This is a genomic window from Laedolimicola sp., from assembly GCF_051972735.1.
GTDB lineage: Bacteria > Bacillota > Clostridia > Lachnospirales > Lachnospiraceae > Laedolimicola > Laedolimicola intestinihominis.
Map to the genome: position 1 here is coordinate 13,877 of NZ_JBOKYU010000030.1, position 16,290 is coordinate 30,166.

Annotated in this window: 10 protein-coding genes; 8 read left to right on the top strand and 2 right to left on the bottom strand. The window is 53.7% G+C overall.

Annotated features, from left to right (window positions below; genetic code table 11):
- Position 1 precedes the first annotated feature (1 nt).
- From rsgA to ACTRC3_RS08185, 5 genes are all read left to right on the top strand, one after another.
- A complete protein-coding gene (gene rsgA / locus ACTRC3_RS08165; RefSeq protein WP_178039898.1) occupies positions 2–880 on the top strand; it encodes a ribosome small subunit-dependent GTPase A in 879 nt (292 codons plus the stop codon).
- Between the two features lie 5 nt (positions 881–885).
- Positions 886–1,542 carry a ribulose-phosphate 3-epimerase gene (gene rpe / locus ACTRC3_RS08170; RefSeq protein ID WP_178039965.1) on the top strand — a complete coding sequence of 219 codons (657 nt, stop codon included), beginning with the start codon at positions 886–888 and terminating at the stop codon, positions 1,540–1,542.
- Positions 1,539–2,240: a thiamine diphosphokinase gene (locus ACTRC3_RS08175; protein ID WP_349163275.1), complete on the top strand. Its 702-nt coding sequence runs from the start codon at positions 1,539–1,541 to the stop codon at positions 2,238–2,240. Before rpe ends, ACTRC3_RS08175 begins: the two co-directional genes overlap by 4 nt.
- Before the next feature lie 259 nt (positions 2,241–2,499).
- On the top strand, positions 2,500–2,727 hold the full coding sequence (locus tag ACTRC3_RS08180; RefSeq protein WP_178039900.1) for an HPr family phosphocarrier protein: 228 nt from the start codon (positions 2,500–2,502) through the stop codon (positions 2,725–2,727).
- A 219-nt stretch (positions 2,728–2,946) separates the two neighbouring features.
- On the top strand, positions 2,947–5,310 hold the full coding sequence (locus ACTRC3_RS08185; protein WP_440322726.1) for an ATP-dependent DNA helicase: 2,364 nt from the start codon (positions 2,947–2,949) through the stop codon (positions 5,308–5,310).
- A gap of 58 nt (positions 5,311–5,368) precedes the next feature.
- Here the strand turns inward: ACTRC3_RS08185 and ACTRC3_RS08190 are convergent, their stop codons facing one another.
- Positions 5,369–6,250, bottom strand: a complete 882-nt coding sequence (locus tag ACTRC3_RS08190) for a LysR family transcriptional regulator (RefSeq protein WP_440322727.1) — start codon at positions 6,248–6,250, stop codon at positions 5,369–5,371.
- Positions 6,251–6,254: 4 nt separating this feature from the next.
- Positions 6,255–8,510, bottom strand: a complete 2,256-nt coding sequence (locus tag ACTRC3_RS08195) for a hypothetical protein (RefSeq protein ID WP_440322728.1) — start codon at positions 8,508–8,510, stop codon at positions 6,255–6,257.
- A gap of 233 nt (positions 8,511–8,743) precedes the next feature.
- On the opposite strand from ACTRC3_RS08195, the gene ACTRC3_RS08200 reads away from it, so the two are divergent.
- The 3 genes from ACTRC3_RS08200 to ACTRC3_RS08210 all read left to right on the top strand — a co-directional run.
- Entirely contained in the window at positions 8,744–12,493 is a 3,750-nt protein-coding gene (locus ACTRC3_RS08200) for a phosphoribosylformylglycinamidine synthase (RefSeq protein ID WP_440322729.1), read from the top strand.
- A 15-nt stretch (positions 12,494–12,508) separates the two neighbouring features.
- The gene (locus ACTRC3_RS08205) at positions 12,509–15,583 is read left to right on the top strand and encodes an ArnT family glycosyltransferase (protein WP_440322730.1); all 3,075 of its coding nucleotides are present in this window, start codon (positions 12,509–12,511) and stop codon (positions 15,581–15,583) included.
- Positions 15,573–16,290, top strand: a 718-nt coding sequence (locus ACTRC3_RS08210; RefSeq protein ID WP_440322731.1) for a hypothetical protein, incomplete at its 3' end; no start/stop codon positions are given. The genes ACTRC3_RS08205 and ACTRC3_RS08210, both read left to right, overlap by 11 nt.

The window sequence follows — 16,290 nt, forward strand, 5'->3', positions numbered from 1 at the left end:
CATGCAGGGAAAGATAGTAAAAGGGATTGCCGGATTCTACTACGTTCACGTAGCGGAATCCGGTATCTATGAATGTAAAGCAAAGGGAGCCTTCCGCAATCAGAAGGTGAAGCCCCTGGTGGGCGACAATGTCCGGCTGGAAGTGCTGGATGAAGAACAGAAAAAGGGTAACATTGAGGAAATACTGCCCCGGAAAAATGAGCTGATCCGCCCGGCGGTAGCCAATATCGACCAGGCGCTGGTCATCTTTGCGGCGGCGAAGCCAAAGCCCAATTTTAATCTGCTGGATCGCTTTCTGATCCTGATGCAGTATCAGAAGGTTCCGGCTGTGGTCTGCTTTAATAAGCAGGATATGGTAGACGCGGAAGAATTACAGCTCCTTAAGAACACCTACGAGAGCGCAGGCTATCAGGTGATATTCACCAGCGCGGCGAAGGAGGAGGGCATACAGGCGGTACGCGATTTACTGAAGGGAAAGACCACCACCGTGGCCGGACCATCCGGCGTAGGAAAATCATCCCTCATCAATCTGCTCTCCCCGGAGGCAGAGATGGAGACCGGCGACATCAGCCGGAAAATCGAGCGCGGAAAGCATACCACCCGTCATTCGGAGCTTTTTGCCCTGGATGAGAACACCTTTATCTGCGATACGCCGGGCTTCAGCTCCATTTACCTGCCGGAGATGGAGAAGGAGGAGCTGGGAATCTATTTTCCGGAAATCGCGGAATACGAGCCCTTCTGCCGCTTTCAGGGCTGTGCCCATATCCATGAGCCGGGCTGTGGCGTCAAAGAGGCTTTGGAGGAGAAAAAGATAAGTCCTATCCGATACGATAATTATAAGCTTCTATATGAGGAGTTAAAGGATAAGAGGAGGTATTAATTATGATGAACAAGCTGGCTCCGTCCATCCTGTCCGCCGATTTCGCGGCACTTGGCGAGGATGTACGGAAGGTAGAGGAGGCAGGCGCGGAGTACCTGCATATCGACGTGATGGACGGACATTTTGTCCCGAATTATTCCCTGGGTATCCCGGTCATCGAGTCCATCCGCAGGAAATCTGTGATGGTATTCGACGTCCATCTGATGATAGACAATCCGGATCAGTATATCAAGGCTTTCGCGGAGGCCGGAGCGGATATTCTGACCGTTCACGCGGAGGTCTGCCCCCATCTGAACCGGACCATCGCGGCTATCAAGGAAAACGGCATGAAGGCCTGCGTGGCCCTGAATCCGACCACGCCGCTGAACGTACTGGATTATGTGCTGGAGGATCTGGATATGGTGCTTCTGATGACCATCAACCCGGGCTTCGGCGGTCAGAAGTACATCGAGAGCAGCACCAGAAAGATTCAGGAGCTGCGGAAAATGATGGAGGCCCGCGGCCTCGAGATCGACATCGAGGTAGACGGCGGCATCAAGCTGAACAATGTGAAGACTGTTCTGGACGCAGGCGCGAACATCATCGTGGCAGGATCCGCGGTATATGGCGGCGACGTGCAGAAGAATGTGGCAGACTTTATGAAGATATTGGGTGAAGCATGAGAACAGTAATTATCAGCGGGGGCAGAATCGAGCGCGATTTTGCCCTGTCTTTTTTGGAAAATGAAACCTTTGAGCAGTTTATCGCAGTGGATAATGGACTGCGCTTCTGCTATGACAATCAGATAAAGCCCACATGGATTGTGGGCGACTTTGACACGGCGGCGCCGGAGCTGGTGGAATATTACCAGACACAGACCGATATTCCCATCCGCCGCTTCAATCCGGTGAAGGATTCCACAGACAGTCAGATCGCCATAGAGCTGGCCCTGGAACTGGGAAGCAGTGAAATCACGCTCCTTGGCGGCACGGGTACCCGTATGGATCATGTGCTGGGCAATATTCAGAGCCTGATGCTGGCAAAGAAAAAGGGCGTGTCCTGTGTCATTCTGGATGAATATAACCGAATTCAGCTGATTGACGGGGAGACGAGACTGAAGAAATCGGAGCAGTACGGTAAGTATGTGTCCCTGCTTCCTCTGACTACCGAGGTCACCGGCGTGGATCTGACCGGTTTTAAGTTTAATCTGACCGGTCACACCTTCACCAGTACCGGAAGCGCAGGACTTGGCGTCAGCAATGAAATTATCGAAGATACTGCGGAAATCCGCGTAAAATCCGGAATTTTTGTGTTAATCGAGTCCCGGGACCTTCCGAAACGATCCGAAATATCTGAAAAAAGCAACAGAAATACAAAGTGAAATGCTGGGTTGTCTGCATCCCGGGCACATTTTAAAATGGAGATTCATGGAAACACCATGGGAATATTGTAAAATTGTCGAAAAACTGCGGAATATGTTTGTGCATAATTACCAAAAAAACGGGTAGACTAGCCTGCAGACGAAATATTTCGGCAGGGATTGACAAAGGAAAGACTTGCTGTCATAATACGTCCATCAAAGCAAAAGCGCTTTGAGCTAGACTTTGAATTCGTATTCAGGCCTAAAGGAGTGAAAGAAAATGCAGACAAAAAAGATTAAGCTGAACGCAACAGAGGACGTAAAGGAGTTTGTACAGGGCGCAAGCAAGTGCGATTTTGATGTGGATGTTTATTACAACCGCATCCTCATCGACGCCAAGTCTATTCTCGGCGTGCTGAGCATGGATCTGAATCAGATTCTGACTGTGAAATGTCACGGTGAGAACGGCGATTTTGATCGGGTGCTGGCAAAATTTGCAATAGCTTAAAACTAACCGATAAAAGAATACGGCGACAGAAGAAGGAGTCTTCGGCATCCCTGGGATGCCGGAGGCTCCTTCTTCGTTATCAGGGGCCGTTGCCGGGGCTTGTGGTCCGGCATTTTTTGTTTCGGTAATTTTACAGGAGCATGCGGCTGTGCTACAATATATTTTTAGAGAACAGCGGTTGGTGAAAGCCAACCGGGAAAAAGCAGGAGAGACCGATACATGGAAGAGACAAGGCCGCAGATCCGCATTTCCGTGCGGGACCTGGTGGAATTTATTCTCCGATCCGGAGATTTGGACAATCGAACAGGAGCGAAGACGGATCTGGAAGCCATGCAGGCCGGCGGGCGGCTCCACCGGAAGATCCAGAGGCGGATGGGCGCGTATTATACCGCTGAGGCTGCCCTTAAGCTTCTGGTTCCCATGGGCGACTTCGACTGCCTGGTGGAAGGGCGGGCCGACGGAATCTTTACGGAGGACGGGGAGATCTACATTGACGAGATTAAGGGCATGTACCGGGATGTGATGCTTCTGGAGGAGCCTGTCCCCGTGCATCTGGCCCAGGCGCTCTGCTACGCCTGCATTTATATGAGACAGCAGGATCTGCCCCGGATCGGCGTCCAGATGACCTATGGCAACCTGGAGACCGGGGAACTGAGGTATTTTCGCTCAGAGCATAAGAGAGAAGCATTGGATGCCTGGTTTGATGAGCTGATGGCCCGCTATGAGAAATGGGCCCGGTTCCAGTACGCGTGGAAGCAGATCCGAAAAGCCAGCATCCGGCCTCTGGAATTCCCCTTTGCCTATCGGGAAGGGCAGCGGGATCTGGCGGCAGGCGTGTACCGGACCATTGCCCGGGGAAAACGGCTTTTTATTCAGGCGCCCACCGGCGTCGGCAAGACCATTTCTACAGTATTCCCGGCGGTGAAGGCCGTGGGCGAGGATCTGGGCGACCGCATCTTTTACCTGACGGCCAAGACGATCACCCGGACTGTGGCCGAGGAAGCCTTCGGAATCTTACGGACTCAGGGTCTGCGCCTGAAGGCAGTGACCCTGACAGCGAAGGAGAAGCTCTGTATCTGCGGGACCCCAGACTGCAATCCGGACGCCTGCCCCTATGCAAAAGGGCATTTCGACCGGATTAACGATGCGGTCTATGAGCTGTTGACGACCGGCCCGGATGCCATCGACCGTGAGATTCTGCTTTCCCAGGCGGAGCGGCACCGGGTCTGTCCCTTTGAGCTGAGCCTGGACACAGCGACCTGGACCGACGCCATTATCTGTGATTACAATTATGTCTTCGATCCGAACGCGCGCCTGAAGCGCTTCTTCGGCGAGGGTGTGAAGGGCGATTACCTGTTCCTCGTCGATGAGGCCCACAACCTGGTGGAGCGGGGGAGGGAGATGTTCAGCGCGCGCCTTTGCAAAGAGGATTTTCTGGAGCTGAAGCGGGCGTTAAAGGGCAGGGATAAAAAGGCTGAACGCCTGCTGGACCGCTGCAATAAGTATCTGTTGGACTTCAAGCGGGAGTGCGAGACCTGGCAGCTTCACGAGAACATCGATCCGCTGATTTTGCTTACGCTGTCCCTGTCCACGGAGCTGGACCGTCTGCGTGAGGAGGGGCTGGAGCCGGAGCTGGACGCACAGGTGCTGGAATTCTGGTTTACCCTGCGGGATTTCCTGAATACGGCGGATCTGCTGGATGAAAATTATGTGATCTACAGCGAATTGGGAGAAAATGGAAACTTCTATCTGAAGCTCTACTGTGTGGAGACTGCGGAGAACATCCGGGCCTGTCTGGATAAGGGGCGGGCCGCCGTCTTTTTCTCGGCCACCCTGCTTCCCATGCCCTATTATAAGCATCTGTTGGGGGCGGAGGATGATTACGCGGTCTACGCCCGGTCGCCCTTCAGGCCGGAAAAGCGGCTGCTTCTCCTGGGGCAGGATGTGAGCAGCCGCTATACCCGCCGGAACCGCAGCGAGTATGAGCGGATAGCCGCGTATCTGAAGCAGATGAGCAACGCGCGGATGGGGCATTACCTGGCCTTTTTTCCGTCCTACCGGATGATGGAAGATGTCTACGATCTCTATCTGGAGCTGGATGAGGGGCGGACCGAGTGCGTCATTCAGCAAAGCGGCATGGGGGAAGCACAGCGGGAGACCTTCTTAAGCCGTTTCCGGGAACCGGCCTGTACCCGCAGTCTCCTGGGTTTTTGCGTGTTGGGCGGTATCTTCTCCGAGGGTATCGACCTGAAGGGCGAAAGCCTTATCGGGGCGGCCATCGTGGGTACAGGTCTGCCCCAGATCTGCAATGAGCGGGAAATTCTGCGGCAGTATTATGAGGGAAGGCAGATGGACGGCTTTGCCTACGCCTATCGTTATCCGGGCATGAATAAGGTGTTGCAGGCCGCAGGGCGGGTTATACGAACCGAGGAGGATCTGGGCGTGGTATTGCTTCTGGACGACCGGTTTGGGACAGCCGAGTACACGCGCATGTTTCCGCTGGAGTGGAGCGGCGTGCGGGGATGCCGGAGCCGGGATGTGGGAGAGCAGATCGAGGCCTTCTGGAAGATACAGGAAAAATAAAAACACCGATAAGTATGTCTGAGAATAAGACTACTTATCGGTGTTTTGCTATACTGTCCTAGGCAGTAAAATACTCCAGAAACTGCTTTGCAGCAGGACTCAGCGGCAGCTGCTCACTGTGCACCAGCATCAGCTGCCGGGTGGGCAGCTCTTCCGCCAGTGTCAACGGGAACAGATCGCTGGAATGGTTGGGCAGGCAGTAATCCGGCACGAAAGCAATGCCCAGACCAATGGTTGCCAGGTCCAGCAGCAGATCATTACTGGAAAGCTCGATTTCCGGCACCAGATCCAGCTGATGCTGCTGGAACAGGGCATGCAGATATTCGCTGGTGGTACTCTTGCGATCCAGCATCAGAATCGGATAGTTCAGAAGCTCCCTGAAACTCAATTTCTGATTTTCCAGATTAAAATAATTCCGGTTGGCAATAAAGACGTCCTGAAAGCTGCGGACTTTTGTCATATGTCCGGTATTGCCCAGTCTGGAATTAGGGTAATTGGTAAAAATCAAATCCACCTGACCACTTTCCAGAAGATCCACGCAGCCAATGGAGGTATTGTTGGTAACCTTGATATGGATTCCGGGAAATTCCCTGTGGAACCGGCTCAGGAAAGGCCCCAGAAAATACCGGCAGATGGTGTCGCTGGCACCGATGCGCAGCTGGCCGCCGCCCAGGGAATTGGCCTCCATAATCTGATTTTCACCCCGTTTTATCAGGTTGATGGCAGGCTCGATATGGCGCAGCAGAATCTCACCCTCGGGGGTCAGCTGCACCCGCTTTGTGCTCCGGATAAAGAGGTTCTGGTTCAGCTTCTTTTCCAGTACCTTGATGGACTGGCTCACCGCCGACTGAGAGATAAAGAGCTGCTTGGATGCTTCGGAGAAGCTTAAGGTTACAGCCACATGATAGAAGACCTTGTAAAGCTCGTAATTGATATCCATGAAATCACTCCTTCTTTTTCTGATATGCCGACAGAAGCGCAAGGGCCAGAAGGCCGATGGCAGTCAGCAGGGAAATTGCGTCGCCCACCCGGAACAGGATCGGAAGGGTAAAACGAATCGTGACAGTACCGTGCGTCTGTTCCGGAAGCGTGACGCGAAGCCGAACAAGGGTATCACTGACGCCGGTGGAAAGCTTCTGTCCGGATTCATCCTGAGCCCGGTAATAAGGGTAATAGTTAAAGGGCACATCCACATAGGAATCGGAAGCGCCGCTGCTGTTTTCGTAGGTGAAAGAAGCGCAGGTGCCGTCTCTGGAAATATTGGTCAGCGCAACACCCTCCGACGCGGTGAAGGTGATGTCCTGGCTGCGAAGCTCCCGGGTACTGAAATAGGCTCCGTCATCGGAAATCAGGTACAGCACGTCTGTGGTCTGAATCTGATCCAGCTGATTTTCCGCTGTGGCAAAGGTGTCTGCTTCATTGACATAGCTGCTGAAATAAGATCCTGCGGACCAGGTCAGGAAGAGAGCGCAGCCGAAAAATAAAAGCTTCTGACTGGAGCGCTCCCGGAAATAGCCGCAGACAGCGATAGCTGATACCACGCAGAGAAACAACGTCGCGAAGGTCAGAAACCGGGAGGAAAACTGAATGGCCCCGGCTACGCGGTTAATGAGCCCAATCCGCTGCAGCCGCTCCCAGGGAAAATAAATGGTAGAGGCGTAGACGGACAGCCAGCCAAAAATCAGGCACCAGACGCCGAGCCGAAGCTGGAAGGCCGGAAGCCGGTTCCGTTTCCGAAGACACAGGGCGAGGAACAGCAGGCTTCCCATTAGCAGGAGAAGACCTATGGAATAAGGCATTTCCCCGGCGATGGATCCCCGGCCCAGGGCGTCGCCCGCCGGGTTTAGAAGTCCGGTATCAAAAAGCTGGATGCCGTACAGGGAATAACCGGCCAGATTGCGGGTGTCGTCAAGCAATACCAGCGGATACCGCATCAAATCGAGGAAGGGCAGAATTGACCACAGGTTCAGAAGCACCGTGACGCCGCCCGCGAGTACGATATGAAGCAGCCGCTTCCGGTCTTTCAGACGGGGCAGGCAAAGCAGAGCGAACAGTACCGCAAAGCCCAGAGCCAGCTCGGTGGAAATCATGTGGGACTGAAAAAGTGCGGTGAAAGCCAGCACAGCAGTCAGCCATTTCTTATAATTTCCATAGAAAAGCTGGTACATGCCGAGCATCAGCAATGGCAGGAAAACGGTCGCCAGAACCTCGCCCACAGCAGAGCGGGTGTAGAGATTGATGAGCCGGTAAGCCGACAGGGTGTAGAAAAACGCGGCGGTCATGCCAAGCTTTCGGGAACGGCACAGGCGGGAAAAAGCGTAATATGCCACGCCTGCTGTAGCCAGGTTTACGCAGAACAGAAGCAGCCGATAGCAGCCGATGGGGGACATGCCGAGTCGAATCAGCAGCGCGAAGGGATACAGGAAAAATTCTGAATAAAAAGTCGGATTCATATAACCGAAGCCCCGGAACAGTCCGGAATGGATGCGCACCGGAAGCTGGGTAAACAGATCCTGAGCCAGATAAAAGAGACGGCTGTAGTGGAAGAACATGTCATGGCCGTTTGAAAGCCAGGGCAGAGTCAGCGGCATGGAAGACCAGACAGACGCAAAAGCCAGCGTAATCAGGATCTCCGGCCGGATGCTCCGGCGGGCTCGGTACAGCAGAAGCAGGCAGGAGGCCAGCAGTATAAGCGCAGCCAGAATCAGCGGATCCCGGTAGATGCCCCGCTCTGAGAGCAGATAGATGCCCCGGAAGGTAAGGGGATTTTCTGCCAGCACGCGGAACTGTACGCAGGTCAGGGAGTCGTCCAGGGTAAAGGACAGGGTCACTTCTTCCTGTCCGGGCTCTACAGGAGCCTCATTCAGCACGCGTCCGGAGGTATTGTCAGAATTCAGATACAGGGGATCGTATACCTGTACAGTGCTGCCGTCCGCATCGGCTGTGACGGCAAAGGTCAGATGATAAGTACCCTTTTTTAAATAATGGCCGTCGCTGGTGAGTGGGACGGAACCGGCGCCCCCGGGAATAGTCAGCGTCTCATTTTCCATAGTGACGATACCGATGACGTCTTCCGAATAGTTCATTTCCTCACAGGTAAAATTGCGCTCCACATAATCGGTGAACGGAGCAGCCAGAATCATAACAAGCAGAACCAGCGTAAAGAAAAGCTGGCCCCGGAATTTCAGCAGCTGTTTCATAAAAATCTCCTTTTCAATTAAGAAGTCAGATCTTGTTTTTTTTCAGTATAACACAGAAAAAGGAGAAAAGCCATTAGATAAAGTTATAAATTAATTTAAATATATTAATTATACTTATGGAAAGTTTTGTGCTAAGATGGAGACAGGAATTGTTACAAGATGGATAATGTGGTATAATTACGCGAAAGTGTATGATACCGTGCTGAAATACTACCATTATTAGGAGGTCGGTTATGAGCAACGTAAGAAGTATTTATGTGGAGAAACAGGAGGCTTTTGCCGTAAAGGCGGAGGAGCTTCAGGAGGAGATCCAGAGCTTCCTGGGAATTGAGGATGTAAAGGGTGTGCGGGTGCTGATCCGCTATGATGTGGAGAACATCTCGGACGAGGTATTTGCCCGGGCCTGCAGGACCGTATTTTCCGAGCCGCCGGTAGATACTTTATATGAAGAGAGCTTCGAGGCTGCTCCGGACGCTCAGGTGTTCAGCGTAGAGTACCTGCCGGGACAGTTTGATCAGAGAGCGGATTCCGCCGTACAGTGCGTCCGTTTCCTGAAGGAGGACGAGCAGCCGGTGATCCGTACCGCCACCACCTACGTGATTGAGGGCGGCATTTCCGCGGAAGAGCTGGCAGCCATTAAGAGCTACTGTATCAACCCGGTGGATTCCAGAGAAGCGGCGGTGGAGAAGCCGGATACTCTGGTAACTGTATTTGAGGAGCCGGCAGACGTGAAGATTTTCGACGGCTTCTGCGAGATGGACGAGACCTCCTTCCGGGAACTTTACAACTCCCTGAATCTGGCCATGACCTTCCGGGATTTCCAGCATATCCAGAATTATTTCAAAAATGAGGAGCACCGGAATCCGTCCATGACCGAGATCCGCGTGCTGGACACCTACTGGTCCGACCATTGCCGTCATACCACCTTCTCCACAGAGCTGACCGACGTAAGCTTCGGGGAGGGCTATTATAAGAAGCCAATCGAAGAGACCTATCAGCAGTATCTGGCAGACCGGGCGGAGATTTTTAAAGGCAGAAAGGACAAGTTTGTCTGCCTGATGGATCTGGCGCTGATGGCCATGCGGAAGCTGAAGGCCGAGGGTAAGCTTCAGGATCAGGAGGAATCTGATGAGATCAATGCCTGCTCTATCGTAGTTCCCGTGGAAATCGACGGAGAGACCGAGGAATGGCTGGTAAACTTTAAGAACGAGACCCACAACCACCCGACGGAGATTGAGCCCTTCGGCGGCGCGGCTACCTGTCTGGGCGGCGCGATCCGCGATCCGCTGTCAGGACGTACCTATGTATATCAGGCTATGCGTGTAACCGGAGCGGCAGATCCCACCGTATCGGTAAAGGAGACACTGAAGGGCAAGCTGCCCCAGAAGAAGCTGGTACGCGGCGCAGCCCACGGCTACAGCTCTTACGGCAACCAGATCGGTCTGGCTACCGGTTATGTAAAAGAGATTTATCATCCGAACTACGTGGCGAAGCATATGGAGATCGGCGCGGTCATGGGCGCAGCTCCCAGAAAGGACGTCATTCGTGAGACCTCCGATCCGGGAGATCTGATCATTCTTCTTGGCGGCGAGACAGGCCGTGACGGCTGCGGCGGCGCAACCGGATCCTCCAAGGTCCATACCGAGAAGTCCATCGAGACCTGCGGCGCTGAGGTGCAGAAGGGTAACGCTCCCACCGAGCGTAAGATCCAGAGACTGTTCCGTCGTCCGGAGGTAACCCGTCTGATTAAGAAGTGTAACGATTTCGGCGCAGGCGGAGTATCCGTAGCCATCGGCGAGCTGGCAGACGGCCTGAAGGTAAACCTCGACCTGGTTCCGAAGAAATACGCGGGACTGGACGGTACGGAGATCGCTATCTCCGAGTCCCAGGAGCGTATGGCTGTTGTAGTAGATAAAAAGGACGAGGCAGAATTTCTGAAATACGCTGCAGAGGAGAACCTGGAGGCTACCACCGTAGCTGTGGTCACCGAGGATCCGAGACTGGTGCTTTCCTGGAGAGGAAAGGAGATCGTGAATATCTCCCGCGCGTTCCTGGATACCAACGGCGCTCACCAGGAGACCACCGTAGCGGTAGACCTGCCCACCGAGCAGGATAAATACTTTGTAAGAAATGACGTCGAGGATGTCCGCGCCAAATGGCTGGATACCTTGAAGGATTTAAATGTATGCTCCCAGAAGGGCCTGGTGGAGATGTTCGACAGCTCCATCGGCGCAGGCAGCGTCCTGATGCCCTACGGCGGCAAATATCAGCTGACCGAGACCCAGGCCATGGTGGCGAAGCTTCCGGTGCTGAAGGGCAAGACAGACGTGGTTACCATGATGAGCTACGGCTTCGATCCGTATCTGTCCAGCTGGAGCCCCTACCATGGAGCAGTATACGCAGTCATTGAGTCTGTGGCAAGAATCGTGGCAGCAGGCGGAGACTACAGCAGGATCCGTTTCACCTTCCAGGAGTACTTCCGCAGAATGACCGAGGATCCCCACCGCTGGAGCCAGCCCTTCGCAGCGCTTCTCGGCGCTTACAGCGCGCAGCTGGGCTTCGGTCTGCCCTCCATCGGAGGAAAGGACAGTATGTCCGGTACGTTTAACGAGATCGACGTACCGCCTACACTGGTATCCTTCGCGGTGGACGTGGCCAGCGACAAGACCATCATCACACCGGAGCTGAAGAAAGCCGGTAATAAGCTGGTTCTGGTGCAGATTCACAGAGACGCTTACGATCTGCCGGATTACGGGGAGATCAAGGAGCTGTACGGCAAGTTCTTCGAGGATGTAAAGGCAGGCCGCATTCTGTCTGCCTACGCTCTGGACGGCTCCGGCCTGGCAGCCGCGGTCAGCAAGATGTCCTTCGGCAATCGCTTAGGCGTAAAGATCGAGGCCAATGTAGATAAGAGAGACCTGTTTACCGCAGGCTTCGGCGACATCGTAGCCGAGGTTCCCGCAGACAAGGTGGGCGAGCTTGGCGTAACCTATACCGTAATCGGTGAGGTGACCGAAAGCGGCTTCGCTTACGGCGATATGAAGATTGACACCGAGGAAGCGCTGAAGACCTGGGAGGAGCCTCTGGAGAAGGTATTCCCCACCACCGCAGTGGCAGGAGCCGAGAAGGTGGAAAGCCCGCTTTACAAGGCGGACAGCGTCTATGTATGCAAGCATAAGGTAGCGCGTCCCACCGTATTTATCCCGGTATTCCCGGGCACAAACTGTGAGTATGACAGCGCCAAAGCCTTTGAGCGAGCAGGCGCGGACGTGATTACCAAGGTATTCCGCAACCTGACTGCAGAGGATATCCGCGAGTCCGTAGAGGAATTTGAGAAGGCCATCAATCAGGCACAGATTATCATGTTCCCCGGCGGCTTTTCCGCAGGCGACGAACCGGACGGTTCCGCAAAGTTCTTCGCGACGGCCTTCCAGAACGCCCGCATGAAGGAAGCAGTGATGAAGCTCTTAAATGAGCGCGACGGACTGGCACTTGGTATCTGCAACGGCTTCCAGGCACTGATTAAGCTGGGATTGGTACCCTACGGCGAGATCGTGGGACAGAAAGAGGATTCTCCGACCCTGACCTTCAATACCATTAACCGTCACGTCTCCAAGATGGTTTACACCAAGGTAATGACCAACAAGTCACCGTGGCTTGCGGGCGCAGAGCTGGGCAAGACTTATGTAAATCCGGCTTCCCATGGAGAGGGACGTTTTGTGGCGAGCAAGGAGTGGATCGACAAGCTTTTTGCGAACGGTCAGGTAGCGACCCAGTATGTCAATCCGGATGGCGAAGCCAGCATGGACGAGTATTGGAATGTAAACGGTTCCTACGCAAGCATTGAGGGAATCACAAGTCCGGACGGACGTATCCTTGGCAAGATGGCGCACTCCGAGCGCCGCGGCGACTCCGTTGCCATCAATATTTACGGAGAGCAGGACATGAAGATCTTTGAGTCCGGCGTAGCATATTTTAAGTAAGACAAAGGAATGTTTATGGACACAAAAAAGTTTGAATTTTTTTGCAGTCGTGTAGCAGCAGGGGTAGGAATCCTAATCTTGGGATTCCTGTCCCTGTATAGTATTTTTTACACAAGAAAATTTCCAACCAATCATGACGAGATGCCGGTGCAGACCTGGGGCTCGCCGGTAAGTCTGGTGATTCTGGTGGTATTACTGATCGCGGCTGTAGGGTATCTCGGACACTGGATTTTAAAAAATGAGAAGCACCGGGAACGGAACATCCGCCTGTTGCTTGCCTTTACCTGTATCTATGCGGCAGTCTACGGAATCGTCTGGGCCTTTGCCTGCAAATACCACATGATGTGGGATCCGCAGTTGGTATCCTTCTGGGGCGATCAGCTGGCACACGGCATGAATGACGTCAGCGCCAGCGATATTGATTATCTGAGCTCCTATCCCCACCAGATGGGACTGATTGCGCTGCTGGAGCTGGTCTACCGGATCTGCGGTCCCGAGAACTATCACGCCTTTCAGGTGCTGAACGGGCTGGGCGCCGGAGCCATCGTATATCTGGGCTGCAAAATCATAAGAATGACCACGAAGCGTCAGGAGCCGGCAGTCTATTTTCTGCTCCTGATGTTGTGCTGTCATCCTTTATATATTTATGTGTGTTTTGTCTACGGAGAGGTGCTGTCTGTGTGCCTTTCTTTTCTTGCTGTTTACGCGCTTTTATTATATCTGGAGCGTCGGCAGATCCGCTACGGCGTGCTGCTGGGCGCGGCGCTGACCCTGGCCTGCCTGGTACGGAGCAACTGCTATATCGTCATTGCGGCCATCGCCTGCGTCCTTCTGGTAAAAATGATTTCCGACAAAAAGCTGCGTCACGGTCTGGTGCTGCTTCTGTGCCTTGCCATGTTTTTCATGAGCCATACGGCTCTTGATAAGTTCTATGAGCAACGGCTGGGCTTTTCATTGGAAAATGGTATGCCGACGGTGCTCTGGGTGGCCATGGGCCTGCAGGAGGGCGGAAGCGACGGCATTGAGCGGGAGGCCGGCTGGTACAATGGCTTTGCCTACGACGTCTTTGTGGACGAGTGCGGAAGAGATCAGGAGCAGTCGAAGCAGATTGGTATGGAAGCTGTGATGGAATCTCTGACGAATTTTAAAGAGCATCCGGCCTATGCCGCGGACTTCTTCTGGCGCAAGATCGGAAGTCAGTGGGTAGAGCCCACCTATTCTTGTCTGCAGGAGACCAACCGTAGAATCGAGGAGCGGAGCACCTTTATGGATCGGCTTTACAAGGGCGATCTCTGGCCGGGCTTTGTGCGCTTTATGGACGTATATCAGTCCGTGATTTATTTCGGAGCCTTTCTGTTCCTGCTTCTGATAATTCGAAAAAAGATTCCGGTGGAGCAGCTGTCTCTGCTGATTGTAGTTATCGGCGGTTTTCTCTTTTACGTTGTCTGGGAGGCAAAATCCAGGTATGTGTTGCCTTATTTTATTATGCTAATCCCCTCCGCCGCCTGCGGTTGGGATCTGTTCCTGCAGAAATTAGGAAGGCTATGGGAAAAATGCGGAGTCGGCAGACGGGTACGTGCCTTTGCGGCTAAGCTTCAGACAGAAAAGACTGAACAGCTCTTCAGCCGCGTCATCTTACTCCTGGCCGGACTGCCCACAGCTTTTCTGTTTCTGTACAGCCTGATTTTCACCACCATTTATGAGAGCAACGATCTGGAGGTACCGTCCCAGACGGTGGATCCGGTGCCGCTTATCCTCCTGTTTGTGGCGGCTTCGCTGGCAGCTCTCTGGATGGCGGGCCGGTGGATTCTGAAAAAGGAAGCAAACCGGAAGCGGAATCTCCACATCCTGCTGGGCGTGGTGCTGGCCCACTGCGCGGTGTTTTGCATCGCCTGGAATCTGTTGGCTCAGAGTGCGCTGCGGGCAGATCCCCTGTACATTCACGCCATCGGCGGCGGCTTTGCTTTAAGCGATCTGAACGAGAGCGCCATGGATTATCTCTACACCTATCCCCATCAGGCCGGACAGGCCCTTCTGGTGGAAATCGTGTACCGCATCTTTGGTTATGAGAATTTCTTCGCGTTCCGGATGGTGAATACGTTGGGCGTATTGGTATTTGTGGTCAGCGGTTGCGCGATTACGGGAGAACTGTTCCGGAAGGACCGGGCGCAGGTGAACTTCCTGCTGCTGGCGGCTGGCTGTGTTCCGCTTTTTGTGTATACAAACGTAATTTACGGAGAAGTTCTGGCAATTGCAGCAGTTTCCTTCGGCCTCTGGATGTTCCTGCGGTGGCTGCGGGAGGAAAAGCTGCGGGATCTGATTTTGATGATTCTGGCGCTTGTTTTCGCCGTTTATATGAAAAATAACGCGCTGATCGCGGCGGTAGCTATCATTCTTACGGCGCTGATAAAAGCCGTTGCGGAGCACCGGAAGAAGCTGGCCGTCTGGATGATTCCGTTCCTGGCCGCGCTATTGCTTTCGCAGCCGGCCATGACAAAGCTCTATGAGCACCGGAGCGGCTGGCCCCTCGACCGGGGCATGCCGAAGACGCTCTGGGTAGCCATGGGACTCCAGGGTGAGGGCATGACCGCGGGCTGGTGGAACGAGTACCCGGATAAGGTCTATAAGGAACAGGCAGGTTACAACCCGGAGGAGGCCGACGCCATTGCGAAGGAAGCCATCGCATTTTCCGTGAAGGGGTTTGCGGAGCATCCGAAGGCGGCAGTATCCTTCTTTGGCCATAAATTCGTGAGCCAGTGGAACGACGCCGGCTACGGCTGTGAAGTGAGCGCCGGAAGCCAGGATACTCCGCGGCTGGAATTCTGGATGAACAGTTATCAGTCGCTGATTTTCCTGGGAGCCTGTGCCTTTGCGGTACTGGCATGGAGACGAAGATACCGGATCGAAGCGTGTCTGCCGGTGTTGATCCTGCTGGGCGGTTATCTGTTCCATCTGGCCTGGGAGGTCAAGGGACGATATGGTCTGTTCTATTTTGTGCTGCTGCTTCCGGCGGCTGCAGAAGGACTGGCCGGACTTACGGAAAAAGCGTTGAAGAAGGAAAAAGCGGGGGAAAACGTTCATGAAGCATGAAAAAAAGTGGACGCTGGAGAGTCTGTCCTGTAAGGCTGTCTGGTTTTTGAGCACTCTGATTTTTCTGGTTTTGACGGTTACGAGTCTGATTTTTACCCGGTACTTTGTCGCGGATTATTCCATAGAGAAGCCTTATGTGAAAATAGCCTGGTTTCCGCTGATCCTTCTGGGGGCGGCGCTGTTGGGTCGGGTGATTTATCGGATTGCCTGCTGCATTTCAGAAGACGCGGTACGGGGAAAAAGACAGGTAAGGTGCCTGCTTCTTATCGTACTGATCTGGTGCCTGCTTTTTGGAGCTGTCTGGGTGCTCCTGGCAGCCAGCACGCCGGTGGCCGATCAGTATATGGTAGCCACCAGCGCCGAGCGCTTTGCACAGGGCAATTATGGCCGTCTGGAATATGGAAAATATCTGTATTACTATCCGTTTCAGGTGGGACTGACGGCCTGGGAGGAGCTGAATTTCCGGCTCTTTGGACTGCATAACTATACGGCTCTTCAGCTGGGAAATGTGTTTGCGATCCTGGGAACGGTCTATGCAGGCTACCGGATTGTGAGCCTTTTATTTGACAAAAGAAGAGTGGAAGCGTGCTACCTTCTGCTGATGGCGTGCTGCTTTCCGCTTCTGATTTTCAGCGCGTATATCTACGGGGATGTGCTTTCTATTTTTCTGTCCATGCTTGTGCTGTGGCAGACGCTCAGAATGGTAA

Coding starts and splice junctions, on each gene's coding strand:
- ACTRC3_RS08205 (WP_440322730.1), top strand. CDS start 12,509: ATGGACACAAAAAAGTTTGAATTTTTTTGCAGTCGTGTAGCAGCAGGG.
- ACTRC3_RS08195 (WP_440322728.1), bottom strand. CDS start 8,510: ATGAAACAGCTGCTGAAATTCCGGGGCCAGCTTTTCTTTACGCTGGTT.
- rsgA (WP_178039898.1), top strand. CDS start 2: ATGCAGGGAAAGATAGTAAAAGGGATTGCCGGATTCTACTACGTTCAC.
- ACTRC3_RS08190 (WP_440322727.1), bottom strand. CDS start 6,250: ATGGATATCAATTACGAGCTTTACAAGGTCTTCTATCATGTGGCTGTA.
- ACTRC3_RS08180 (WP_178039900.1), top strand. CDS start 2,500: ATGCAGACAAAAAAGATTAAGCTGAACGCAACAGAGGACGTAAAGGAG.
- ACTRC3_RS08200 (WP_440322729.1), top strand. CDS start 8,744: ATGAGCAACGTAAGAAGTATTTATGTGGAGAAACAGGAGGCTTTTGCC.
- ACTRC3_RS08175 (WP_349163275.1), top strand. CDS start 1,539: ATGAGAACAGTAATTATCAGCGGGGGCAGAATCGAGCGCGATTTTGCC.
- ACTRC3_RS08185 (WP_440322726.1), top strand. CDS start 2,947: ATGGAAGAGACAAGGCCGCAGATCCGCATTTCCGTGCGGGACCTGGTG.
- rpe (WP_178039965.1), top strand. CDS start 886: ATGAACAAGCTGGCTCCGTCCATCCTGTCCGCCGATTTCGCGGCACTT.